The organism is Rhizorhapis suberifaciens (assembly GCF_014200045.1).
Classification (GTDB): Bacteria; Pseudomonadota; Alphaproteobacteria; order Sphingomonadales; family Sphingomonadaceae; genus Rhizorhapis; species Rhizorhapis suberifaciens.
The window spans coordinates 1-23,827 of sequence record NZ_JACHOV010000001.1 but is presented as its reverse complement, the minus strand read 5'-3'; the positions used below and the strand labels follow the sequence as shown (position 1 = coordinate 23,827).

Annotated in this window: 20 protein-coding genes; 4 read left to right on the top strand and 16 right to left on the bottom strand. The window is 60.6% G+C overall.

The features are described 5' to 3' along the window. Nucleotides 1–69 precede the first annotated feature (69 nt). The 16 genes from ftsZ to HNQ99_RS00025 form a co-directional block, all read right to left on the bottom strand. Nucleotides 70–1,479 carry a cell division protein FtsZ gene (ftsZ, locus tag HNQ99_RS00100; protein ID WP_184473622.1) on the bottom strand — a complete coding sequence of 470 codons (1,410 nt, stop codon included), beginning with the start codon at nt 1,477–1,479 and terminating at the stop codon, nt 70–72. Nucleotides 1,480–1,583: 104 nt separating this feature from the next. Further along, nucleotides 1,584–2,846: a cell division protein FtsA gene (ftsA, locus tag HNQ99_RS00095; RefSeq protein ID WP_184473621.1), complete on the bottom strand. Its 1,263-nt coding sequence runs from the start codon at nt 2,844–2,846 to the stop codon at nt 1,584–1,586. A 3-nt stretch (nt 2,847–2,849) separates the two neighbouring features. After that, complete coding sequence (locus tag HNQ99_RS00090) at nt 2,850–3,773, bottom strand: cell division protein FtsQ/DivIB (RefSeq protein ID WP_184473620.1); 924 nt, start codon at nt 3,771–3,773, stop codon at nt 2,850–2,852. Then, on the bottom strand, nt 3,770–4,693 hold the full coding sequence (locus HNQ99_RS00085; RefSeq protein ID WP_184473619.1) for a D-alanine--D-alanine ligase: 924 nt from the start codon (nt 4,691–4,693) through the stop codon (nt 3,770–3,772). The genes HNQ99_RS00090 and HNQ99_RS00085 overlap by 4 nt, the downstream gene beginning before the upstream one ends. A 52-nt stretch (nt 4,694–4,745) precedes the next feature. Continuing rightward, nucleotides 4,746–5,648, bottom strand: coding sequence for a UDP-N-acetylmuramate dehydrogenase (murB, locus tag HNQ99_RS00080; protein ID WP_184473618.1), 903 nt, complete (start codon nt 5,646–5,648; stop codon nt 4,746–4,748). Continuing rightward, a complete protein-coding gene (gene murC / locus HNQ99_RS00075; RefSeq protein WP_184473617.1) occupies nt 5,645–7,072 on the bottom strand; it encodes a UDP-N-acetylmuramate--L-alanine ligase in 1,428 nt (475 codons plus the stop codon). Before murC ends, murB begins: the two co-directional genes overlap by 4 nt. Next, complete coding sequence (gene murG, locus HNQ99_RS00070; protein ID WP_184473616.1) at nt 7,069–8,241, bottom strand: undecaprenyldiphospho-muramoylpentapeptide beta-N-acetylglucosaminyltransferase; 1,173 nt, start codon at nt 8,239–8,241, stop codon at nt 7,069–7,071. The genes murC and murG overlap by 4 nt, the downstream gene beginning before the upstream one ends. Beyond that, nucleotides 8,238–9,494 carry a putative lipid II flippase FtsW gene (gene ftsW, locus HNQ99_RS00065; protein ID WP_246414287.1) on the bottom strand — a complete coding sequence of 419 codons (1,257 nt, stop codon included), beginning with the start codon at nt 9,492–9,494 and terminating at the stop codon, nt 8,238–8,240. Before ftsW ends, murG begins: the two co-directional genes overlap by 4 nt. Further along, nucleotides 9,494–10,822, bottom strand: coding sequence for a UDP-N-acetylmuramoyl-L-alanine--D-glutamate ligase (gene murD / locus HNQ99_RS00060; RefSeq protein WP_184473615.1), 1,329 nt, complete (start codon nt 10,820–10,822; stop codon nt 9,494–9,496). The genes ftsW and murD overlap by 1 nt, the downstream gene beginning before the upstream one ends. After that, nucleotides 10,819–11,889, bottom strand: coding sequence for a phospho-N-acetylmuramoyl-pentapeptide-transferase (gene mraY, locus HNQ99_RS00055; protein ID WP_184473614.1), 1,071 nt, complete (start codon nt 11,887–11,889; stop codon nt 10,819–10,821). Before mraY ends, murD begins: the two co-directional genes overlap by 4 nt. After that, the gene (locus HNQ99_RS00050; protein ID WP_184473613.1) at nt 11,889–13,271 is read right to left on the bottom strand and encodes a UDP-N-acetylmuramoyl-tripeptide--D-alanyl-D-alanine ligase; all 1,383 of its coding nucleotides are present in this window, start codon (nt 13,269–13,271) and stop codon (nt 11,889–11,891) included. Before HNQ99_RS00050 ends, mraY begins: the two co-directional genes overlap by 1 nt. A gap of 75 nt (nt 13,272–13,346) precedes the next feature. After that, on the bottom strand, nt 13,347–14,774 hold the full coding sequence (locus tag HNQ99_RS00045; protein ID WP_184473612.1) for a UDP-N-acetylmuramoyl-L-alanyl-D-glutamate--2,6-diaminopimelate ligase: 1,428 nt from the start codon (nt 14,772–14,774) through the stop codon (nt 13,347–13,349). Between the two features lie 96 nt (nt 14,775–14,870). Then, on the bottom strand, nt 14,871–16,574 hold the full coding sequence (locus HNQ99_RS00040) for a peptidoglycan D,D-transpeptidase FtsI family protein (RefSeq protein WP_184473611.1): 1,704 nt from the start codon (nt 16,572–16,574) through the stop codon (nt 14,871–14,873). Next, entirely contained in the window at nt 16,574–17,245 is a 672-nt protein-coding gene (locus tag HNQ99_RS00035) for a colicin transporter (RefSeq protein ID WP_184473610.1), read from the bottom strand. Before HNQ99_RS00035 ends, HNQ99_RS00040 begins: the two co-directional genes overlap by 1 nt. Then, nucleotides 17,242–18,183 carry a 16S rRNA (cytosine(1402)-N(4))-methyltransferase RsmH gene (gene rsmH / locus HNQ99_RS00030; RefSeq protein ID WP_184473990.1) on the bottom strand — a complete coding sequence of 314 codons (942 nt, stop codon included), beginning with the start codon at nt 18,181–18,183 and terminating at the stop codon, nt 17,242–17,244. Before rsmH ends, HNQ99_RS00035 begins: the two co-directional genes overlap by 4 nt. Next, nucleotides 18,183–18,701 carry a division/cell wall cluster transcriptional repressor MraZ gene (locus HNQ99_RS00025; RefSeq protein WP_184473609.1) on the bottom strand — a complete coding sequence of 173 codons (519 nt, stop codon included), beginning with the start codon at nt 18,699–18,701 and terminating at the stop codon, nt 18,183–18,185. Before HNQ99_RS00025 ends, rsmH begins: the two co-directional genes overlap by 1 nt. 685 nt (nt 18,702–19,386) lie before the next feature. On the opposite strand from HNQ99_RS00025, the gene HNQ99_RS00020 reads away from it, so the two are divergent. The 4 genes from HNQ99_RS00020 (at nt 19,387) to HNQ99_RS00005 (ending at nt 23,705) form a co-directional block, all read left to right on the top strand. After that, nucleotides 19,387–19,923 (top strand): SRPBCC family protein, encoded by a 537-nt coding sequence (locus tag HNQ99_RS00020; protein WP_184473608.1) that lies wholly within the window; start codon nt 19,387–19,389, stop codon nt 19,921–19,923. A 121-nt stretch (nt 19,924–20,044) separates the two neighbouring features. Further along, a complete protein-coding gene (locus tag HNQ99_RS00015; RefSeq protein ID WP_184473607.1) occupies nt 20,045–20,953 on the top strand; it encodes an LLM class flavin-dependent oxidoreductase in 909 nt (302 codons plus the stop codon). A 120-nt stretch (nt 20,954–21,073) separates the two neighbouring features. After that, complete coding sequence (locus tag HNQ99_RS00010) at nt 21,074–22,525, top strand: FAD-dependent oxidoreductase (protein ID WP_322790296.1); 1,452 nt, start codon at nt 21,074–21,076, stop codon at nt 22,523–22,525. A 94-nt stretch (nt 22,526–22,619) separates the two neighbouring features. Continuing rightward, the gene (locus HNQ99_RS00005) at nt 22,620–23,705 is read left to right on the top strand and encodes an NADH:flavin oxidoreductase (protein ID WP_184473605.1); all 1,086 of its coding nucleotides are present in this window, start codon (nt 22,620–22,622) and stop codon (nt 23,703–23,705) included. The last annotated feature ends 122 nt before the right edge of the window (nt 23,706–23,827 follow it).

Sequence of the window (23,827 nt, the reverse complement as noted above, 5' to 3'; positions counted from 1 at the left end):
GTCACCTCATAAGAAATGGTGTGCCCCTGCGGTCAGGAACACACCATATTTCCAAGCGATCGGAGGCCCTTACTGGTTGTTCTGCCGGTTCAGAAACCGCGGAATATCCAGGCCCGAACGTGCGTCCTCTTCCTCGTCATTGCTCACCGGGGTGCGGGAGCCACCGCGTGAAAGATTAGACATGCGCTCAAACAGTGTGCCGCCGGTGGATACGCGCGGCGCTTGGCGTGAGGGTTCCGGAGCTGGTTCAGGTTCCGGCTTGTCTTCAGCCTCAGCAGGCAGCTCGACTGCCGGGCTGAGAAGCAGTTCATCTTCATTTACCGTCTCAGCAGTCGGCGCGATGGCCTCGTCCTCAACAGAGGCGAGAGATTCGAAGCCTGGAGCAGGATCGGCTGCGACAATCTCTTCCGCCACTTCTACCGGCGGCGCTACATAAGGGGCTGGAGCCTGCTGCGGCGCGGCCGTGCGGGCCGGGAAGGTAAAGGCCTGCGTCCGCGGTGCGTTGGCTTCGACCTCATTGTCAATACCGGTCGCGACAACCGACACGCGAATCTTACCCTGGAGACCATCGTTAAAGGCCGAACCCCAGATGATGTTCGCGTCGGGATCGACCAGCTCGCGGATGTGGTTGGCTGCTTCGTCCACCTCCATCAAGCGCATGTCTTCGCCGCCCGTGATAGAGATGATGACGCCCTTCGCGCCTTTCATGCTGACGCCGTCGAGCAGGGGGTTGGCAATGGCCTTCTCAGCAGCCTCAAGAGCGCGACCATCACCTTCTGCCTCGCCAGTTCCCATCATCGCCTTGCCCATTTCGCCCATTACCGAGCGGACGTCAGCAAAGTCGAGGTTGATGAGGCCCGGCATGACCATCAGGTCAGTAATGCCCCGGACGCCCTGCTGCAGCACCTCATCGGCCAATTGGAAAGCTTCCTTGAAGGTCGTGTTCGGATTGGCGATGAGGAAGAGATTCTGGTTCGGGATGACAATCAGCGTGTCGACATGCTTCTGCAATTCAACAATGCCCGCCTCTGCGGAGCGAGCGCGCCGGGTGCCTTCAAAGGTGAAAGGCTTGGTAACGACGCCGACGGTCAAAATGCCCTTGTCCCGAGCAGCCTTAGCGATTACCGGAGCTGCGCCGGTGCCCGTGCCCCCGCCCATTCCTGCGGCGATGAAGCACATATGAGCGCCGTTCAGCGCTTCTTCCACCTGAATGATGGTTTCCTCAGCCGCTGCCCTTCCGATTTCCGGACGCGATCCCGCTCCAAGTCCTTCGGTAATCTTGGGACCAAGCTGGATGCGCCGCTCAGCGGGAGAGGCATTGAGCGCCTGGGCGTCGGTATTGGCAACGACGAAATCCACGCCCTCTACTTGCGCGGCGATCATATTCGCGATGGCATTGCCACCCGCTCCACCGACACCGATCACGGCGATGCGCGGCTTCAGCTCGTCTACATGAGGAGGACCGATTTCAATGCTCATAAAGTTGCTCCCAATGCTTCATCGAGGTTGAAGCGAACCGACTTGAACTCATGCACTATCTGACTTGGCGAATCATCCAAAAATTAATCATTTACCAAAATAGGTCAGTAATTCGTGCGCATTGCGGTAATAAGCCGTTGTAAAAGCGCCGAACCGGGTGCCTTGTGAACGACCTGTTTCGACGAGGGCAGCCAGCGGAGATCGGCAGGGTTGGATGCTCCATAGAGGGCCAGGCCCGCCAAGGTAGCGAAAGCCGGTCCACTATGCGCCTCTGGCAGACCCGTCAAGCCGCGTGGACGTCCGATCCGCACGGCCCGTCCCAATGCCGTCTGTGCATAATCGGCAATACCTTTCAGCTCCGCTCCGCCGCCTGTAAGGACGACATGCCGACCGACCGGTCCGGTAAAGCCAAGGTCTTTCAATGTCTTGCCTATTTCCCCTATCAGATGGTCGAGCCTTTGGCAAATGATCCCAACCAACTGGGCGCGGGTAATACGACCGCCCTCCGCGCTTTGACCATCACTGGCTATGGGCGCGATTTCGATCATTTCGCGGTGGTCGCGCGGCGACTGCATGGCAGAACCGTAGAAGCATTTCATGCGCTCGGCCTGGCTCCGGCGCACTCCAAAAGCCGATGCTATGTCATCGGTGATGTCCGCCGCGCCATAAGGAAGCGAGGTGAGTCCCACCAACATGCCGCCCGCGAATAAAGACACGTTGGTGACCGCCGCACCCAGTTCCACAAGTGCAACGCCCAGGTCTCGTTCCTCGTCGGAAAGGCAGGTCATACCTGTCGCGACCGGAGAGGCGATGATGCTGTTTACTTCCAGATGCGCCGAACGCACGCAGAGGTCCAAGTTGCGCAAAGGACTACCGTCGGCAAGGATCACGTGGATGTCGACGCCCAGGCGGTCCGCATGAAGGCCCAGCGGCTTCTTGACTCCTGTAAGGCCGTCCAATGTGTAAAGCGTCGGCTGCGCATGGAGCACCATTCGGCCGTCCGGATCAATGCTGTTGCGACCGGCCTCAAGCAAGTCGTCAATGTCCTGCTGCTCAACGCGATGGCCGCCAAGTTCCACTTCTACACTCGCGATGTCGCTGATAAGGCCGCCGGCAGAGAAGTTGACCCAGACATCCTCGATATTGGTGCCCGCGATCCGCTCCGCCTGCTCCACGGTTTCGCGGACTGCCTGTTCGGTACGCTCCATATCGGCGATGTAGCCGCGCCTCACCCCCCGGCTTTCGCGCTGGCCAGTGCCAAGAACGATGAGTTCCCCCTGATCGTTTCGACCCGCGATAAGCGCGGAGACTTTCCACGACCCAATATCAAGGGCCGTGATCAGCTTTTCATAACGCGGCTGCCCCAAAGCCTATCCCTCCCCGTCAGTTGCTTCCTCGGTCGCGGTGTTATCGCCCCCGCTCTTCGCCGCGACCGTATCTTGCGTCTTTGGCAATCGTAATACGAACTTGTCCGGATCCCGCATATCGAATTTCACGATTCCGCGTCCCAGCAAGCGATTAACACCGTCCATGCGCGCGAAGTTGACCAGCGCGTCAGACGACAGCTTCTCGCCTTCGGGCAGGGACAGCGTCTCGCCGGTCTGGAAACGCAGGTCCCACCGGCGATTGCCGACCCAGGTCGCCCCCGCCAGCATGGGCTTTAAGGCCGGAGCGGCCTCCATAAGCTTGCCAAGCGCAGCGGTCTTTTGATTGGCGTTGGGGCCAACGACCAGTGGCAGATCCGGCATGGTCGTAAGATCGATGGGTTGCAGCACCTTGCCCTGGCCATCGATCAGCGCGAGCTTGCCCTTATTCTGCCAGACGGCGGCGGGCTTGCGTTCGACAATGTCGATGACCAGCGTTTCGGGCAAGCGGCGGGAAACGCGGGCGTCCTGCACCCAGCCGAGCTGCATCAGGTCGGCGCGAAGCTTTCCAATATCCACCGAGGGCATGGCGCGTTCATGCTGGCCGAGTGCGATGGCGTAGACAGGAAGCTCGTCCATCCGTTCGATTCCACGCACTTCGACCTTGCGGACTTCAAAGCCGGCCTTGCGAGCAAGGCTTGCGAATTCCTGATTGGCCATAGCGGGCAAGCCGACGAACCAGGCAAGGCCGCCCAGCGCCGCGGCTGCCGAAAGCATGATGGTCCAGGTGACGGCCTGATGCAGAGCGTCATCGCTGATCGGCAGCGAATTTAAAAATCGATCGATGCGGGAACGGCGCCTTCGGACGGGCGCCTTGGTCTTTCGTTTGCGGCTGGAGGCGCCCCCGCGCCTGATAGTGGCTGCGCTCATAATGCCTCCTCGACGATACGCTCGACCAGTTCGGCATATTCGATGCCCAGCTTGGCTGCCTGTTCCGGCACAAGGCTGAGCGGCGTCATGCCGGGCTGAGTATTGACCTCAAGCAGGAACAATCCCTCGACGCCGCGCTCATCGTCCCAGCGAAAATCGGAGCGGGACGTGCCCTTGCAGCCAAGAACGCGATGGGCTTGCAAGGCAAGCGCCCTGCAAGCCTCGGTGATCTCATCAGGAATGTCCGCTGGACAGATGTGATCGGTCATACCGTCGGTATATTTCGCGTCGAAGTCGTAAAATCCACTTTTGGGGCGGAGTTCGGTGACAAGCAAAGCCCTGTCACCCAGAACGGCGCAAGTTAGTTCGCGCCCACGTATATAAGGTTCGGCCAGCAGATGGTCGAAATGCTGCCACGGCCCTTCTACGTCGCGCGCTATCGGACTGCCGTAATTGCCCTCCTCGGTGATGATGGCAACACCGACCGAGGAACCCTCGTTAACAGGCTTAAGAACATAGGGGCGGGGCAGCGGATCGGCGTGATAAAGGCTTTCGCTCTTAATGATCATGCCGCCCGGCATTGGAATGCCATGGGGAACGAGCGTCTGCTTGGTCAGTTGCTTATCGATGGCGATGACTGAGGTGGCCAGTCCGCTGTGGGTATATTTAAGCCCCATGAGGTCCATCAGCCCCTGCACGGTGCCGTCCTCACCTGGAACGCCATGAAGCGCGTTGAAGACGACGTCCGGCGCGGCTTCGGCAAGGCGCGCGGCGACATCATGGCCCATGTCGATACGGGTGACCTTGTGGCCACGGCTCTCAAAAGCCTTTGCCACCCCTTCCCCGCTCATCAGCGAGACGGGGCGTTCGGCGGACCAGCCGCCCATGAGGACCGCGACATGCCAGGGGCCACGGGTCATAAGACGCCTCCTGCGTTCCTGCTTTCGCAGAAGCACTGGGAATGGATCAGGTTCATCGCTGAACCCCCACCCGTTGAATTTCCCATTCCAGCGTCACCCCGGTCTTTTCCCTCACCTTGGCGCGCACTTCTTCACCCAGCGCCTCAATGTCGGCGCTGCTCGCGCCGCCAAGGTTGAGGAGGAAGTTACAATGTTTTTCGGAAACCTGCGCCGCGCCGCGCGTGAGGCCCCGGCAACCAGCTTCGTCAATGAGACGCCAAGCCTTGTCGCCATCCGGATTTTTGAAGGTCGAGCCGCCGGTCCGAGACCGCAGCGGTTGGGAGGCCTCGCGCTCGGCGGCGATACGGTCCATTTCCGCACCGACAAGCGCCGGATCACCGGGCGCACCTTCAAAAAGCGCCTCCACTACGACCGCGCCTTCCGGAAGTTCACAGTGTCGGTAGGAGTAGCCAAGGCGCTCTGCAGACCATGTTTCAATGCTGCCGTCGCGTAGGACCAGGGTGCATTCGACAAGAATGTCAGCGGCTTCGCGACCGTAGGCGCCAGCGTTCATGCGGACCGCGCCGCCGACAGTGCCGGGAATCCCGCGCAGAAATTCCATGCCGGCAATGCCTGCATCCCGGGCAGCGCTGGCGACGCTGATGCCCATGGCGGCGGCGCCCGCGCGTACACGGTTGCCAGATTCGATCGCTACCTTGGCCATGGCCTTGGGCAGGCGAACGACCACACCGGACACGCCGCCATCACGGACGATGAGGTTGGAGCCGACGCCTACGGGAAGCACCGGAACCGACGGATCAAGGTCGCGCAGGAAATGCGACAGGTCCTCGACGTCCTTCGGGCGCACCAGATATTCGGCCGGCCCGCCAGTGCGGAACCAGATGAAATCGGCAAGGCTGCCCTTTTCTTCCATGCTGCCCTTCAAGACCGGAAGGGTGGCGAGGCCATTGATCATGCAGGCACGCCCCGCTGGGCCTTTATCGCGTCTGCGAGCCCCGCCGCCCATTTGGTGATATCGCCCGCGCCAAGGCAGACGATCATGTCATTGGTCTCAACCTGCTGGGCGAGCCTGGCGGCCAGATCCTCCGCATCGGCAACTGTCTGGGCATTGTGATGTCCGCGCCGCTTGATGCCCGCCACTAGTTCGCCGGAATCGGTGCCTTCTATAGGCGCTTCGCCGGCCGGATAGACGGGCGCGGCATAGACGATGTCGGCATCGTTGAATGCCTGTTGGAAATCGTCCATCAGGTCATGCAGGCGGGTGAAGCGGTGGGGCTGGACGACAGCGATCACTCTGCCTTGCGCGCCTTCGCGTGCGGCAGCGAGCACAGCGCGGATTTCCACCGGATGATGGCCGTAATCGTCGATCACGATCGCCTTGCCGCCATCCAGGTCAATCTCTCCAACTTTGGTAAAGCGCCGCTTCACGCCTCCAAATTGAGCAAAGCCGGTGCGGATGGTCTTGTCGTCGATGCCGAGATGCAGGGCCGCGCCGATGGCGGCCATGGCATTAAGGACATTGTGGCGGCCGGGCATCGGCATTTCGATGCCATCGATGCGGCGGGTTGAGCCGTCGCGTTCCCTGATCACTACATCGAAACGATTACCGCCGGGCACCGGCTGAACATTTTCACCGCGTATGTCCGCCTGCGCGGAAAAACCGTAGGTGACGATGCGGCGGTCCTGCACGCGAGGCAGGATAGCCTGGACCTCTGGATGATCGAGGCAGAGAAAGGCCGCGCCATAGAAAGGCACATTTTCCAGAAATTCGACAAAGGCGTCCTTCACCTTGTCGAAACTGCCATAATGATCCAGATGTTCAGGATCGATATTGGTGACAATGGCAATGGTGCCGTCGAGGCGAAGGAAGCTGCCGTCGCTTTCGTCGGCCTCTACCACCATCCAGTCGCTGGTGCCGAGCCGGGCGTTGGAGCCATAGCGGTTAATGATGCCGCCATTGATGACCGTGGCGTCAACGCCACCGGAATCCAGCAAGGCGGCGACCATTGAAGTCGTCGTAGTCTTGCCATGCGTGCCCGCTACCGCAATCGTCGATTTAAGGCGCATGAGTTCAGCGAGCATTTCCGCGCGCCGAACGACCGGAATGCGCTTTTCGAGCGCGAGGTCAACCTCAGGATTGCCTTTCTTGATCGCGGTGGACGTCACGACCACTACGGCGTCGCCCAGATTTTCGGCCTTGTGGCCGATCATCACCTTGATGCCCTTGTCGCGCAGGCCCTGTACCACATAGCCTTCAGCAATGTCGGAGCCCTGCACCTTGTAGCCCAGATTGTGCATCACCTCCGCAATGCCGGACATGCCAATGCCGCCAATACCAATGAAATGGATGGTGCCTATATCGATGGCAACGCCCTTCATGCCGGTATCCCCTGCATGCCGATGCTGGGGCGCATCTTCGGCGACCGGACACGGAGCGAGTCGTTCATGATCGGCGCCGGGCCGATGCTTTCGAGGAGATCGGCAAGGTCACGCGCTGCATTGGGACGGCCACAGGCCTTTGCGCGCTTCGCGGCATTTTGTAGCGCGCCGGGTTCCAGCGCCAACTTCTGCATTTGTTTGGCAAGCTCCACAGGGGTGAATTTGGATTGGGGAATGGATCGCGCACCGCCGCACGCCACCATTTCCCGCACATTGGCGGTCTGGTGATCGTCCATGGCCGAAGGTAGCGGAACAAGAATGGCCGGGCGGCCAGCCGTCGTCAGTTCGGCAATAGTGGATGCCCCCGCCCGCGCGACCACCAGATGCGACCATCCGAGCCTTTCGGGAAGGTCGGGAAGATAGGTCGCAAGATCGGCGGGGATTTCGAGTTGGGCGTAAATCTGGCGAACCCGTTCGATGTCCTCCAAACGGCATTGCTGCGTCACTTGCAGGCGGCGGCGAAGACCAATGGGGAGGAGGCCGAGCCCCTCGGGAACCACGTCCGACAAGATGGTTGCGCCCTGACTCCCGCCGGTGACGAGCAGCCGAAAGACGCTGTCTTCATTTAGCGCCGGATAGTCTTCATCGCGCAGCGACAGCACTTCTTCGCGGACGGGATTGCCAACCAGATGCACCTTTTCAGCAAATTTATCGGCCAGACGCTCCACATCCGGATAGGCGGTGGCGATGGCGTTCACTTTCCGCGCGAGCAGGCGGTTCACGCGGCCCAGAACGGCATTTTGTTCATGCACCACCGTGGGGATTCCGTCTTTAAGGGCGGCCAGCAAGGCGGGCAGCGCCGGATAGCCGCCAAAACCCACGACCACGGAGGGCTGAAAGGTTTCATAGAGACGGCGCGCCATGTCGCGGCCAGCCTTGATATTTCGCAGTCCCCTGAACCATCCCATCGGTCCGCCAGACATCCGCCCGGCAGGCAGGACATGCGCCTGTGCCCGTTCAAAGATGCCGGGAATCTTCGCGCCGCGCTCATCGGTCACCAAGGCGACATGATGGCCGCGTTCCATCAGCTCGACAGCCACGGCATAAGCGGGAATCATGTGACCGCCCGTTCCTCCGGCTGCCAGAACATAATGGCGGGAAATGGTCATCGTCCGCTCCATTTGACGACATAGGGAGAGCGCACCAGATACGGGTTCCGGCGCGTGAACGCCAGCAACAAACCAGTGCCGATGCACAGCGCGATCATAGAGGAACCACCATAGCTGATAAAGGGCAGTGTCATGCCCTTCGACGGGAATATTTGCGTGTTCACCCCCATGTTGATGATTGCCTGCAGCCCGAACTGCGTCGCAAGACCGGCGGCCGCGAGGATGACGAAATTGTCTTCCTCATCAAGCAGCTTCAGCAGGACGCGAACCACGATGGCAAGATAAACCGCGGCAATGGCAATGCATGCCAGCAGGCCGAATTCCTCCCCGATCACAGAGAAGATATAGTCGGTATGCGCCTCTGGCAGACGGAATTTGGCGACGCCGCTGCCCGGGCCCATGCCCGTAAGGCCTCCGCCGGTAATAGCCGCATGGGCGCTGTCCACCTGATAGGAATCGCCCTCCCCCAACAGCCAGATATTGATGCGCTGAGTAGCGACTGGATAAAAGAGATAGGCGGCCACAAGACCGGTTACGCCAGAAGCCGCCAGCGCGACCATCCAGCGCACCGACATGCCGGAAAGCAGCATCAGCGTCAGCCAGGCCGAGCAGAAGATGACCGTCTGCCCAAGATCGGGTTGGTTCATGAGCAGGAACGCAATGAAGGCGGTCAACGCCGCTGAAAGCGGTATCACCGGAAGGCTTTTGTCCTTGCCCCTTAGCGAGAGCAGCCAGGCCAAGCTGACGATGAAGACCGGCTTCAGGAATTCAGACGGCTGAAATCGCAGGGAGCCCGGGCCGATCCAACGGGTTGCGCCATTTACCGATGTGCCGATGATCGGAACCAGTATCAGCATTCCGGTGAACAGAATCGCCGCAAAGATAGCGAAACGACGTGCCTGCGCCCTCGGCAGCATCGAAATGACCAACATGACAGGCAGGCCAAGACCGACCCAGGCGAGTTGGCGATAGAAATAATAAAGCGGATCGAGCTTCACATTGTGGGTGGAAAGCGTTTGGGACGCGACCGGCGACGCTGCGGCCACGGCGACAAGGCCGATGGCGATCAATATGCTGATAAGAAGAAGCAGCAATCGGTCTATTTCCCAAAACCAGAGGCCCAGGGGTGTACGGTCGCGCGGCAGGGTGACGCCGCGCTTGGGGCGGACAAAAGCCGGAGGCGGCGCGGCTGTGCTTGCCTGATGGAGGCTGGAGAAGCTGTCGGCACGTATATCCATGTCGCCCTCCGTCATCAGCCAAGCGCCTCCACCGCCGCCCGGAATGCATCGCCGCGCGCCTCAAAATCGCGAAACTGGTCAAAGGAAGCGCAGGCAGGCGAGAGGAGCACGACATCGCCGGGCTCAGCCACGCGTGCGGCCCGTCGGACGGCGGTGATCAGCAGTTCGCTATCATCGACGGGCATGATGGGGGCCAGGATTTCTGCGAAACGAGGGCCTGCCTCGCCGATGGTATAGGCGTGCCTCACATTGCCGAAATGGGGAGCGCAATCGTCCAGATTGTCTGACTTTGCGAGGCCGCCGACAATCCAATGAACACGAGGCTTGCCCGCGACCGGCGGATAAGCGGCGAGCGCGGGGGCGGTGGAGGCCGGATTGGTCGCCTTGCTGTCATTCACATAAAGGACGCCGTTCTTTTCCGCGACACGCTGCATGCGGTGAGGGAGGCTTGCATAACTTTCAAGAGCGAGGGCAATGTGAGCATCACTAATGCCAAGCGCTTGAGCCACGGCAATGGCGACCGCTGCGTTCTGCGCGTTGTGCGGGCCCTGCAGCGAAGGCCATTGCGCCTGTTTGGCTGCATCGATCTGCGCCGAACCCACTTCGACGAGTTTGGAACGGACATTGGCCGCGATCTGGCGGCTGGGATCGTCTTCAGTGGCGATGACGGCGACATGACCCGAAGATTGCATGTCGAACAGCCGCGCTTTGGACGCGCAATAGCCTTCAAAGCCGTCATAGCGGTCGAGATGGTCGGGCGTGATGTTGAGGAGAACAGCCACGTCCGCATCGAGGTTGTAAGTCAGGTCAATCTGGTAGCTGGAGAGTTCCAGCACATAAACACCGCCGGCAGGCAGCGGCTCCTGACCCAGGATCGGAAGGCCGATATTGCCCCCCATCATTGAAGGAATGCCCGCGGTGGCGACGATATGATGGATGAGCGCAGTGGTCGTGGACTTGCCGTTGGTGCCGGTAATCGCCACCACCCGGTGTGGGGGCAGGCTGGGCCGGGCAAGCGCAAAAAGTTCGATATCTCCAATGATGGGCACGCCTGCCGAGCGCGCCTTATCGGCAATGGGGTGGCGGTTTAAGGGAACCCCGGGGGAAACGGCAATGCCGTCAAAGCCGGTCAGGTCGATGAGCAGGGGATCGGCCAGTTGAAAGCGCCGCGCATTTTCAGATTGCGCCACAACCTCAAGCGCCGCCTCACGCGCTTCATCCCGGCTATCCCATGCCGTTACCTGCGCGCCGCTCCTGACCAGCGCCTCCACGGTCGCCAGACCGGAGCGGGCGAGACCGAGGGCGGCATATTGTTTTCCGGCGAAGAGGGGGCTGGCGATCACCGGATTTTCAACGTGGAAAGCCCCGCAAGGGCAAGGACGATGGAAATGATCCAGAAACGGATCACGACGGTCGGCTCTGACCAGCCCAGTTGCTCAAAATGATGGTGGATCGGGGCCATGCGGAAGACTCGCTTGCCGGTACGTTTGAAGAAGAATACCTGAATGATGACCGACGCCGCTTCAAGCACGAACAGGCCGCCAATGATGGCAAGGACGATTTCATGGCGCACCGTAACGGCGATAACGCCCAGCGCGCCGCCCAAGGCGAGACTTCCCGTATCGCCCATGAAAACGGCGGCCGGTGGCGCATTGAACCAGAGGAAGGCAAGACCCGCCCCAATGATCGCGCCCAGCAAAATGGTGAGATTTCCGGCTCCTGGGACATGGGGGATGCCGAGATAGGCTGCATAATCGGCGCGGCCCACGATATAGGCTATCAGCATGAAAGCGACGCAGGCAATGATGACCGGCATGGTCGCAAGTCCGTCCAGCCCATCGGTCAGGTTGACGGCATTGCCCGCTCCAACGATCACGAAGGCGGCAAAGATATAGTAGAGCGGACCGAGGTCGAGGGCGGGGCCGTTCCAGAACGGCACGTAGAGTTCCGTGCCGGTCTGACTGACGATCAGCCAGGCCGCTCCCCCCGCGATCAGGAATTCAGCGAGCAGGCGGACGCGCCCCGGAACGCCACGATGGCTGGATTTGCTCACCTTGTCATAATCATCGAGGAAGCCGATGGCCCCAAAGCCCAGCGTTACGAAGATGCAGGCCCAGACATAGACGCTGCTAAGGTCCATCCACAGGAATACCGAGACGGCCACGGACGTCAGGATCATCAGGCCACCCATAGTAGGCGTGCCGCGCTTGGCGAAATGGCTTTGCGGGCCGTCTTCGCGAATGGGCTGGCCCTTGCCCTGCCGAACGCGGAGCCAGCCAATGAATTTGGGACCGATCAGGAGGCCAAGGAACAGCGCCGTCGCCACCGCCGCACCGGTGCGGAAGCTCAGATAGCGGATAAGATTGAAGGCTCCTTCAAATTCCAGCGTTGTAGCCAGCCAGTATAGCATTAACCCTCTTTCCTGCCGCCGGTCATCGTCGCCACGAGACGCGAAAGGCCGACACTATTGGATCCCTTGACAAGCACGGCGTCACCGGCGCGCAATTCTGCCTTCAAGCGATCGGTTGCCGCATCGGCGTCCGCCACATGCGCGATTCCGACCCGCCCTTCAAGCAGCTCCGCGAGGGCACGCATTTCAGGGCCGACGAGGATCGCAAAATCGACGTGGGCAGCGCTAATCGGCTCGGCCAATGCAGCGTGGAAAGCGTCGCTCTCCTCGCCCAGTTCCTTCATCGCGCCAAGGACGGCCAGGCGCCGTTCTCCCTGCTCCCGGCCCAATTGCTTCAGCGTGGCTTCCATCGAGAGCGGATTGGCGTTGTAGCTTTCGTCGATCAGCAAAGCCTCACCCTTTGGCAACGCTACCTTCACGCGCGCGCCGCGGCCAGGGAGGCCGGGAAGTTCGGCAAGGGCCAAGCCGGCCGCGGCCAAGTCACCACCTACCGCGTCCACCGCCGCCAGAACGGCAAGTGCGTTCGACACCCAATGTTCTCCGGGCATCGCAATGGTGAGGCAAATCTCCGCTTCCGGAAGCTTTACGGTAAGGAGCGTACCGCCTTTGGTTGCCGGGACCATGTCGACGGCCCGAACGTCCGCTTGCGGAGTGAGGCCGAAAGTCACGACACGCGCCGCATGACGGTCAGCGACCTTGCGCAACCGGTCGCGATAGCGGCTGTCGTTCGGAATGATGGCAGTGCCGCCCGGCTCAAGGCCAGTGAATATTTCAGCCTTGGCGTCGGCGATGGCCTCCACCGTATCGAAGAATTGCTTGTGCGCCGGAGCTATGGCGGTGACGAGCGCAACATTGGGCCGCACCATGCGGGTCAGTTCGGTCAACTCCCCCGCATGGTTCATGCCCATTTCGAAAATGCCATAGCTGGTATCGCGGGGCATACGGGCAAGGCTTAACGGCACACCGACATGATTATTGTAGCTTTTGAGCGACCGGTGAACGCGGCCCGGCGCTTTGCGGTCCAAGGCGTGAAACAGCGCTTCCTTCGTGCCTGTCTTGCCGACAGAGCCCGTTACGCCAACGATCTTGGCCTGCGCGCGGGCGCGGGACGCGACGCCAAGGGCGTTAAGGGCCGTGGCTGTGTCAGGAACTAGAATATGAGGGTGATGGACAGGACGGGAGACAATCGCTCCAGCCGCGCCCGAGGCGAAGGCTCCCTCGACAAAATTATGGCCGTCAGTGGTTTCACCGGGCAAGGCGATGAAGAGGTCGCCGGACCCCACCTCGCGGGAATCGAAGGCGACGCCGGTCACAGAGAATGGCATGGATGCCTGGCCATCGGTGGCCGCAGCGATCTCGGCGGAGGTCCAGAGGTCAATCATGGCGCCACCCGGCCCAGCCATTTTTCATCGTGACCCCCACGAGAGGAGGGATCCAAATCGTTGTGTCCTCAGCCCTCACGCCGCGCACTCCCGCGCGACAGTGACATCGTCGAAGGGGAGCACGCGGTCGCCGACAATCTGCCCCTGCTCATGGCCTTTTCCGGCGAGGAGCACGATGTCATCTGCACGAGCTTCCGCAATGGCCGCAGCGATGGCTTCGCGGCGACCGCCCATTTCAATCGCGCCCGGCGCTGCGGCCAGGATCGCCTTACGGATTGCCGCAGGGTCTTCGGATCGCGGATTATCGTCTGTGACGACCACATGGTCGGCGAGGTCCACCGCCACCTTGCCCATTTCCGGCCGCTTCCCGGCGTCGCGATCGCCGCCGGCGCCGAACACAACAATCAGGCGGCCCTTGGTGTGGGGGCGAAGTGCCTCAATCGCGGCTTCGAGCCCGTCAGGCGTGTGGGCGTAATCCACATAGACCGGCGCGCCTGCCCCGGTGATTACGGCGCGCTCCAGACGGCCCCGCACCGGCCGAACGCGGGTAAGAAAGCCAAGAATATCCGCCAGCCTGCCGCCTGTCGAAAGCACAAGACCTGCCGCCGTAAGCGCATTTGCCGCCTGATAGGCGCCGATTAGCGGAAGCTCGACACGATGGGTCTTGCCCTCCGCCTCGATCATCATGACTTGCCCCAGATGCGTCGGGGTGCGGGAAACGAGCTTCAACGCTTCGCCCTGCTGACCGATGGTCCAAACTTTCAGACTGCGAGCCGCCGCGCGGGCGATCACTTCGTCCGAACGAGGATCATCAGCCCAGATGACAGCCGCGCCGCCCGGCTCAACGACTTCATCGAACAGCCGCATTTTCGCGTCAAAATAGCTGTCCATGTCGCCGTGATAATCGAGATGATCCCGGCTTAGATTGGTAAAGGCCGCTGCACACACCGGCAGCCCCTCGGTCCTGAACTGGGCAAGCCCGTGGCTCGACGCCTCGAATGCGGCATGCGTAATGCCTTCGCGACTGAGACCCGCCATGTTGGAAAGGAAGGTCACGATGTCGGGGGTGGTAAGACCGGTCGAAACCTGGTCGACCGACGTGGTGACGCCCAGCGTGCCGATAGACGCCGCCTTTTCGCCCATCATGTGCCAAATCTGCCGGGTCAGCTCGACAGTCGAGGTCTTCCCGTTCGTCCCGGTCACAGCAGCGACGGTCCTGGGAAACGGGGCAAAGAATTTCGCGGCCAATTGTGCCAAAAGACGGCGGGGCCGGTCGTCGGACAAATACGCCGCGCCCTTTACGTCCAGGCCGGGACGCGCGACAACCGCGATTGCTCCCGCTGCAATAGCGTCCGGAATGAAATCCTCGCCATTGAAGCGCGCGCCTTCAAAAGCGCCGAAAACGGTGCCGGGAGCGACTTTCCTGTGATCGATGGCAAAACCTGTGACAATATTGTCCTGCGCATCGCCTGCCATGCCGCCCGCGATCTCAGCCAGCCGCATTAGATTGCCCCTTGGAAATCAGCCGTCGTTCCCACGAAGCGGGGATGACGAAGGGAGGTTCGGAAATGGGGAAAGGGATGTCACGGTGGGAGAGCATCATTCCGCTTCCTCGTCTTCCTTTTCGCCCAGCAGCGGCATCAGTTCGGAAATGTCCACGTCGCGCTTCAGGTCCGGGAAAATCCCAAGCATTGGGCCAATCCGTTCCACCACCTTCTTCACGATAGGCGCGGCTGTCCAGGCGGCAGTGCGCAGGCCAAAGGTTTCGGCCGTGCCCTTGGGCTCATCCAGCATGGTGAGGACGACATATTTCGGATTTTCCATCGGGAAGGCAGCGGCAAATGTGGTCACTAGTGAACTTCTTGCATATCCGCCCTGAAATGGCTTTTCAGCCGAACCCGTCTTGCCGCCGACACGAAAGCCCTTGGCGTCGGCACTTCTTCCTGTACCGGCTGCGACGATCATGCGCAACAGCTGCCGCATGCGGGCGCTGGTCGCGGCGGTAAAGACGCGCCGTCCTTTTGGCACCTCACCGTCGTTCAGCTTCTGCAATGTCGCAGGACGCCAAAGGCCGCCATTCACCAATGCTGCGTAGGCGCTGGCAAGGTGCAGCGGAGTCACCGCTATGCCATGACCATAAGAAACGGTCATATTGGTGAGCCGCCCCCAATTGGAGGGCCAGAGCGTGTCGCCACGTTCCTTGAGTTCGATGGAGGGGCGGTGATCGAACTCCAGCTTGCGAAGCGCTGCCTGCATCCGCTGCGCGCCCAGCTCATCGGCTATCCTGGCAGTGGCGATATTGGAACTGTGCACTAGCGTCTGGGGGACGTTGATCCAGCTCTTCAAAGGATGATCGTCGCGAATGCGGAAGCGGCCGACCTGCAACGGCTGCGTTGCGTCATAGCGCTTGCTCATCGAGGTTACGACGCCCGCATCCATGGCTGCGGCGATGGAAATCGGCTTGAACGTCGATCCAAGCTCATAGACGGCCTGCGTGACGTCGTTACGCCGCGCCTCCATATGCCCCTTGGCCAGCTTGTTGGGATTGAACACTGGCAGCGATGCCATCGCGATCACTTCGCCGGTGTTCGCGTCCAGCACCAGTCCCGCCGCACCAATGGCCTTATGCGCCGTCATGCCCGCATAAAGTTCGCTTTCCAGCGCCCCCTGCACACGGCTGTCGATGGACAACACGAACGGCGAGCCCTTCAGCTTGTCGTCCGTCAAACGGCCGTCAAACGCCCGCTCGGCGCCCATTGCGCCTTGGCCGTCCAGATCGACAAAGCCCAGCACATGCGCGCCCAAAGTCCGCTGCGGATAGAGGCGTTCCTTTTCACGCGGAAACTCGATGGCGATTTCGCCAAGCGCGTTCACAGCGCTTACTTCCTCGGGAAGCGCCCGGCGGCGCAAATAGGTAAAACGGACGTCCCTCGTCAGCTTCTTATAAAAGCTCGCCACAGGCTCGTCGGGAAAAATATCGTGCAGATGCCGGGCGGTCTCCATGGGATCGGCAATTAATTCGCGCGGGCGAACGCCGATGGAATAGGCGTCCATGGTGCGCGCCAGCGGAACACCATTGCGATCGACGATATCCGCTCTTGCCGGCACCAGACTGCCGGGGCCACGTGCCCCATGCGCGCCGTCCGCGAACAGACCCAACCAAAGCAGCCGCAGACTAAGAAGCATCATCGCGGCCGCGAACAGCAAAAGCAGAAGCATAAGCCGGTGGTGCGCAACTTCAGTCAACTGATAGCGCTGGCTGGCCGTCCTGACTCGTTCAGGCCGCGCGACGAGCGTCGTCATCAGCGCATTGCCCTCCCCTTCTCCCGCGCAGCCAGACGCGCGAGATCGCCCATGGTGTGATCGTCAAGAAGGGTCTGTTCAAGCATGGCTACGCGTTCAACGCGCCGCGCGTCAGCCGTCGTCTTGGGCGCGGGTCTTGGGGCGGGAGCGGCTACGGCCTGCGCCGTTCGGACAGGCGGCTTTTCTGCTTTCGCAGGAGCGTCGGTCCTTGCAACGGCCGGCGCACGCGACTCAGGGGCGGGTCGTGCCGTGACAGCATCGCTGCTCACTTCAGGTTGGACCGCAACGGCCTTTGCCACCGCGGAGGGCAGGTCAGCAGGCCCTTCGACCATCGCCGTCATTACAGGAGTCGCGACATAAGCCGGGCCAGTCGGGGTGACGCCTTCAAGGCTTGCCAGGGCTCGTTCGCCGTCCAGATATTGCGCGGCAGTGGGCGTTGAAAAACGAAAATTTTCACTGTTCCAGCGTTCCAGCTGACGCATGCTGGCGCGGGCGCCGAATTCGGTTTCCAGATACCGGATTTCGCGCTTGGCAGACAATATCTGCCTTTCAACCCGCGCCAGCTCGGTCCGCTCCGATGCGACCCGGAGGGATACGAGATAGACGGCAATGGCACCCAAGGTGACCAGTAGAACCCAGAAAATGCTTTGCAGACGCTTGACTGCGATCATTGTCCCGTCCCCCACGGTCTGGCTGATGAGCGCACCGCGCTCCGCAATGTTGCGGAGCGCGCGCGCGGATTTGCTGCAATTTCGCCTTCACTGGCTCGCACTGCCTTGGCGGGCTTGTGGAAAGTGGGGGCTGGAAGGTCGTCATTGAGAGGACGATGACGAGATCCAGCCCCCTCCCCGCCGCTACGGCTCCGCAGGAAGCGCTTCACAATTCGGTCTTCGAGGCTGTGGAAGGTGACCACAGCCAAACGGCCGCCGGGCTGCAGTACAGCCTCGGCGGCCTCGAGGCCCCGCTCGAGTTCCTCAAGCTCTCGGTTGAGGTGGATGCGGATTGCCTGAAATGTTCGCGTTGCCGGATCTTTCTTGTCACCCGCGCGATAGCCGACGGCCTTGCGCACCACGGCTGCCAGTTGCCCAGTACGCGTGAGAGGACGGGCCTCGACTATCGCGCGAGCGATCCGGCGCGAACGATGTTCTTCCCCATAGTGGTAGATGATGTCGGCGATCTCCTGCTCCGGGGCGTCGTTCAGGAAATCTGCGGCGCTTTCGCCCGACTGGCTCATCCGCATGTCGAGCGGGCCGTCAGCCTGAAAGGAAAAGCCACGGCCAGCACGATCGAGTTGCATTGACGAGACGCCGATGTCGAGCGCAACGCCAGCGACCTGAGAGACGCCGCGCTCCGCCAAAAGATGCTCCATTTCCGAAAATCGGCCTTCAACAAGGGTGAGCGCGCCGCCCTTCGCCGCGACGACTGCCTGGCCCTCATTAATAGCATCAGGGTCCTGGTCGAATGCGATGACCTTGGCGCCCTTGTCCACCATGGCGGAACTATAGCCGCCGGCGCCGAAAGTGCCGTCCACATGCGTTTCGCCGGAGACAATGGCGAGCGCATCGAGAACTTCGTCAAGGAGCACGGGCACATGAGGTGCGGCAGCAATCACTTTGTGCCTCCCCGCTTAGGATTCTTCGGATTATTTTCCCAATCTTCCAACGCGAACTGCGCCGCCAATTTAAGGTCGTCATAGACGCCGTCAGTGGAAATCAGGACCTGCGGGTTCCAGAGTTCGAAATAATCCCCCGAGCCATTGATGAAGACGATATCGTCGATTTCGCACAGCTTTTTCAGGAAGGGCGAGATGAAGAAGCGGCCGCCGTCGTCGAAGGGGACATCTTCGAGCAATCCGAATTTCCGCTGCATGGCGGCGGCGCGGCTATAGGGTTCGCTTCGGGCAAGGGCGAGCTGCTCTTCACGTTCGATATTCGCACGGAGCGTCTGCTGATAGCTATGGCCAAAGCCGATAACGCAGCGGAACTCTTCGTGCTTGGTAAGGCAAAGGCGGTTCTGTCCGCCGCTGCTGGCTTGGACGATATGGCGCATGGAGGCGGGGATCGAGAAGCGACCCTTGCTGTCCATCGCCGTGAATGCGGGACCGGAATATAACCCGATGTCCGACACTTGTTCGCCTTGCCCCTTTATCCATGGGCCGACTCGTCCGTTCCGGAAAGCAGCACCATTGCCGCCCGCCGGATGCGAAATCACCAACGACGTGTCTGCCCCGATATGAACAAGTGTATCAGGGGAACGCCTGGGAATAAAGGGGATAATTTGGGATTAGATGGGAAAAGGAGACGAAATGACAGAATTCATGATGCAATCTCGGCCACGGCCTTGATAGCTTCAGTATATAGACGACCTTATAGTTTTCCGCATCGGCAGCCGTATGCGCGCCTTCGCCCAGCATGTCGAACGACTGCCTCGGAGATTCCGCGCGTCCGGTACAACATCTACAGGGCTGCCGGTCAGCGGCAGTCCCGAGGCGAGGCGTTTACGAAGTGACTGTGGACTGTCCCCACGAGGGCCGCCCAATCGACGGATCCGACTATTCCACTTGACAGATTTTGAAGGGTCGACCAATATAGTATAGTTATCCTATTACATGGAAATGAGTAGAGTGTAGTATAGTATAGTTGTCCTATGCTGACGGTGAATGCGTAGCCGAGCCGCCATATGCTGGAGAGATCCTGATGGAGCGGCAGCGCAGATGTTCATTCCTCTGATGCACGTCACGTGCGCCAGAGGGACCGCATTCCCGAGCTTGGGCAGTTTGACAGATGCAGTGATTGATGGAGGCGGTGACAGAATGGCTAAGTACCAGAGAGGACATGCGGAAGTACGGGGTATCGTGGAGGCTACGCCCGATGAAGTATGGGAGTTGCTGACGGACTGGGCTGGATTTGATCGCTGGTGGGTCAAGTCGTCCGAGGGAGGTCGGCCCGGTCCCGAGATTGCCAGCATCGAGTTGGTCGGCGAACCCCATGAGGTTCCCAGGACACGCGTTGTTCGACATGTCACCGGCTCGGCTGTCGACGAGACATTGCTGCTGCAAGATGACGAGACGAAGCGCATCTATTATAACATGATCTTTCGTCCCAATCCGGGCGGCGCCGTTTTGCGGAGCGAATTCAAGAACTATCTGGCAACCACCATGGTAGACCAATTGCCGGACGGCCATACGCTGATGACATTCAAGTCGGAGTTCGATTTGATCCCAGGTGCGGACATGGATCTCATGCGGTCTATCATCGAGAGAACCTACTCCGACGCCATACTTAAGGGCTTTAGGCAACATTTCGCCAGGAAGAGAGAGGCGGAGGCAAGCAAGGAGGGGGCCGCCTGAAGCACCAGGCGATCATGCCGGGCCCGTGAAAACTCGCCTATATTGTGGAAAAATCCCACAACAACAGGTTGTTTTCTGAAGCTCGCATTGCTTACCAAGCTAAATTTTGAATGGAGTTCTTATGCCAATTGTCGGCCTTACGCTTGATCGCACCGCCCACTTTCTGCCTGCCGAACAGCTTGCAGAGTTGGCGGTAAAAATCGAGCGACTTGGCTTTGAAAGCGTCTGGTTGCTCGACTCCTTTGGCCGCGATCCTTTTCTGACTTGCGGGTTCATGCTGTCGAAGACCAGCACCCTGAAGGTGGCGACGGGCGTTGCAACGGTCTACAGCCGTGACGCCATGGGCGCGGTGCAAACACGTCAGGCGCTGTCGGAATTCTACCCTGGCCGGTTCATCATGGGTCTCGGCGCCTCGAACCCCATCGTGATTGCCAAGCGCAAGGGCGAGTGGGTGGCTCCGCTGCCGAAGATGACCGCCTATCTGGAAGATATGGCGGAGGTCCAGCTCATCACCCCCAAACCCGAGCAGATGGCACCCCTGTATATCGCTGCCCACGCACCGGGCCTGCAAAAGCTGGCGGTAAAGCATGCTCAGGGCATGGTCACCTGGATGATGCCCTCCGCGATCGTCAAGGAGGCGCGGGAACGCGTGGGGGCGGACCTGAACATCACGTCGCAGATCCTGTGCGTATTGAGCACCGATCCCGAAGAGGCTCGTGCCGTCGCCCGGGCCTATCTGGGGATGTATATTGCGCTGCCCTATTATCAGGCCGCATTCGCCAGATGTGGTTTCGAGGAAGCGGACTGGAACAACGGTGGCAGCGACCGGCTGATCGACTCCATCACCGCATGGGGAAGTAATTCCGATATCCTCGCACGGGTCGAAGGGTTTGGAAGCGACGGGGCCAACCGGGTGGTACTCAATGTGGTCCGCGAAGACGAGACCCAGCGCGTGATCGGGAAGCCCCCTGTGATCGTCAGTGATTGGGAAGGTATCGAGGCGCTGTCCGCCATCCTTCCGGGAAAATGATAGCGGCGCTCGCTTGGTCTTTTGAAGAATGACAACGTCGCCAAACAAGGGCCGTCAAGGTCCTCCCGGCGGAATTGAAACCAAGTGGATTATTCCCCGCTGTAAGCGCAAACTTCGGCGATCTGCAGCAGCGGGGCCAAGGAGAATTTAATGTCGGTCGATTACGACGTGGTGGTTGTGGGTGGTGGTGGAGCGGGCCTCTCCGCCGCGTTTCATGCGGCCAAGAATGGGGCGTCCGTCATTATTGTCGAAGCCGGAGACGCACTGGGCGGGGCGACCGCACTTTCGAGCGGCGTGGTTTATGCAGCCGGAACGAGCGTGCAGAAAGCCGCCGGGATCAATGATTCCGCGGAAGACATGTATCAATATCTGATGACGCTCAACCAATGGTCGATCAAGCCTGCTCTGGCGAAGCGCCTTTGTGAGGCTGGCCCATGGCTGATCGACTGGTTGATCGAGCTGGGCAATGAGATTCCCCCTGAGTTGCTCGTGCGGTCTGGCGTCGATGAGCGGCCGCGTGGCCATCAGGCGGTCGGGAGTGGTCTGGGCATTGTCCAGTCGCTGTCCAATGCCATTGGTGCGCTAGGGGTTGAGGTTGCGCTCGGCTCACGCGTGTCCGACCTGCTTCTAGAGGATGGGCGCGTCGTTGGCATCCGGTCGGGCGAAGTCGAATTACGCGCCGGAGCGGTCATCGTCACCACAGGTGGTTTTGCCAATAACCCGGCAATGGTCCAGAGGCTATGGCCCACGGCAGCCGCGCATGGATCGCGTCTCACCTCCATTTATGCCGCCGCGCCGTATAATCTGGGCGATGGCGTTCTGCTGGCGGAAAAGGTCGGCGGCAACATTACCGGCATCGACAACGGCCTCTTGGTGCCGACGCCTAACTTCCTGCCCGATTTGACCGCGTTTCTGCCGGAGTGGGCGATGGTGGTGAACCGCGACGGCAAGCGTTTCATCTCGGAAGACGCATCTTACGCGGTGTCAGGATATCTGTTGAATGAGCAGCCGGAGATGCGGTGCTTCGCTATCTTCGACGAGCCCGCGTTGCTGGAAGCCTGCGCCGACGAGAATGTGGTCAGACGTTATGTGAACGACCCTGGCTCGGACAGTTGGAGAACCAATGTAATCCGGCAGCAAATTGCGAAGGGCAGAGTGAAGACAGCTGATACGATAGCGGATCTCGCCAAGCGTGCCGACATCGAACCGGCAAGCCTGGAACTGACGGTGGAGCGATATAACCAATATATGGACGATGGTGAGGACCTCGACTTCTTCAAGAAGGCGGCCAAGTTTTACCCGATCCGTACCGCACCTTTTTACGCGGTTGAAATCCGCGCGTCACAAATCGTGTCCGGCCATTCAGGCCTGGAGATCGACAGCGACGGCCATGTTCTGAATCGGAAAGGCGCCGTTATTGCGGGGCTGTATGCCGCGGGCGAGGTGCTTGGATGCACACTGGGCCGCCGCTACATCGGCGGTGGTATCGGCGTTGCGAATGCACTCACTTTCGGCCGGCTTGCCGGATTAACGGCGGCCAAAGAGTGCGGAGCCGGGACGTCGGTCGGCTGAGCAGAATGCAAGAGCGGGTCCTTCCCGAAGATCACAGCGTCTACCCGGCGGGGACGGCTGGTAGAAGTGAGCATGGCTGAAATTGGAAAAGATGATGTCGCACGCCAAACTCTTCGACCCGCTTCCGCTGGCACATGGCCCGGCCCTGAAGAACCGGCTCATGCTCGCTCCCCTCACCAACCAGCAGAGCTATGCCGATGGCCGTCTTTCCGAGGAGGAACTGCACTGGTTAACCATGCGCGCGGCGGGCGGTTTTGCGCTTGTCATGACCGCCGCCGCCCCTGTGCAGCAAGTTGGGCAGGGCTATCCGGGTCAGCTCGGTATATTTGACGACCAGCATATCGAAGGACTGGCGCGCTTCGCTGTCGCGGTGCATGAGAAGGGCTCCGTTTCCGCAGTACAACTCTATCATGGCGGGGAGCGCGCCGCGCCGGAGCTGGTCGGGACGCCTGTCGCCCCTTCCGCCAGCCCACGCAATGGCGCCAGGCCACTGGACCTCGTCGAGGTCGAGCAGGTGCGCGAGGATTTTATCAACGCCGCCCTTCGAGCGGAGAAGGCTGGCTGCGACGGGGTGCAGATCCATGGTGCGCACGGCTACATTCTGGCTCAGTTTCTCTCACCCACCATCAACCGCCGCGATGATCGCTATGGCGGCAGCTTTGAAAACCGTGCGCGGCTGATGCTGGAGGTCATAGACGGAATCCGCCGCCGCTGCCGTCCTGATTTTCAAGTCGGTCTTCGTCTGTCGCCCGAACGCTTTGGCATGCGGCTTGCCGAGGTAGGGGAACTGGCCGAAGAAATCATGCGACAGGGACAGATCGATTATCTCGACATGTCGCTGTGGGACGTGTCGAAGGACCCCCATGAGGAAGAGTATCAGGGCCGCAGTCTTCTGAGTTATTTCGTCGATTTGCCCCGGCACAATGTCCGCCTGGGCGTCGCCGGCAAGATCATGGATGCCGCTACGGCGGTCAGCCTCATGGAGGCGGGCTGCGATTTCGTGACGATCGGCCGGGCGGGCATCCTGCGTCACGACTTCCCGGAACGGGTCCGGCGAGATCCGGCTTATCGATCGCCGGAACAACCGGTCGATCCCGCGCATCTGCGCGAAGAGGGCGCCACAGACAAGTTCCTGGCCTATCTGCGTACCTTCCCCGGCTTTGTGGCCGATGGACCCTGACCGAACACGGCGCTGCGAAGCCGATTTCCAATCCTCTTAGCACTCACGAAGGAGACGTTCCCATGACTGAAAAATCGCCATTTACCCGTGACCGCAACCTGTTCGCTGTTCATTGGAAGGTT

What these genes read in the sequence shown, in the direction of transcription:
- HNQ99_RS00040 (WP_184473611.1), bottom strand. Translation starts at nt 16,574, where the DNA reads ATGACGACGCTCGTCGCGCGGCCTGAACGAGTCAGGACGGCCAGCCAG.
- mraY (WP_184473614.1), bottom strand. Translation starts at nt 11,889, where the DNA reads ATGCTATACTGGCTGGCTACAACGCTGGAATTTGAAGGAGCCTTCAAT.
- ftsW (WP_246414287.1), bottom strand. Translation starts at nt 9,494, where the DNA reads ATGACGGAGGGCGACATGGATATACGTGCCGACAGCTTCTCCAGCCTC.
- HNQ99_RS00045 (WP_184473612.1), bottom strand. Translation starts at nt 14,774, where the DNA reads ATGCGGCTGGCTGAGATCGCGGGCGGCATGGCAGGCGATGCGCAGGAC.
- ftsZ (WP_184473622.1), bottom strand. Translation starts at nt 1,479, where the DNA reads ATGAGCATTGAAATCGGTCCTCCTCATGTAGACGAGCTGAAGCCGCGC.
- murC (WP_184473617.1), bottom strand. Translation starts at nt 7,072, where the DNA reads ATGAAGGGCGTTGCCATCGATATAGGCACCATCCATTTCATTGGTATT.
- HNQ99_RS00050 (WP_184473613.1), bottom strand. Translation starts at nt 13,271, where the DNA reads ATGATTGACCTCTGGACCTCCGCCGAGATCGCTGCGGCCACCGATGGC.
- HNQ99_RS00015 (WP_184473607.1), top strand. Translation starts at nt 20,045, where the DNA reads ATGCCAATTGTCGGCCTTACGCTTGATCGCACCGCCCACTTTCTGCCT.
- murB (WP_184473618.1), bottom strand. Translation starts at nt 5,648, where the DNA reads ATGATCAATGGCCTCGCCACCCTTCCGGTCTTGAAGGGCAGCATGGAA.
- HNQ99_RS00005 (WP_184473605.1), top strand. Translation starts at nt 22,620, where the DNA reads ATGTCGCACGCCAAACTCTTCGACCCGCTTCCGCTGGCACATGGCCCG.
- HNQ99_RS00090 (WP_184473620.1), bottom strand. Translation starts at nt 3,773, where the DNA reads ATGAGCGCAGCCACTATCAGGCGCGGGGGCGCCTCCAGCCGCAAACGA.
- HNQ99_RS00035 (WP_184473610.1), bottom strand. Translation starts at nt 17,245, where the DNA reads ATGATCGCAGTCAAGCGTCTGCAAAGCATTTTCTGGGTTCTACTGGTC.
- HNQ99_RS00085 (WP_184473619.1), bottom strand. Translation starts at nt 4,693, where the DNA reads ATGACCCGTGGCCCCTGGCATGTCGCGGTCCTCATGGGCGGCTGGTCC.
- murG (WP_184473616.1), bottom strand. Translation starts at nt 8,241, where the DNA reads ATGACCATTTCCCGCCATTATGTTCTGGCAGCCGGAGGAACGGGCGGT.
- HNQ99_RS00020 (WP_184473608.1), top strand. Translation starts at nt 19,387, where the DNA reads ATGGCTAAGTACCAGAGAGGACATGCGGAAGTACGGGGTATCGTGGAG.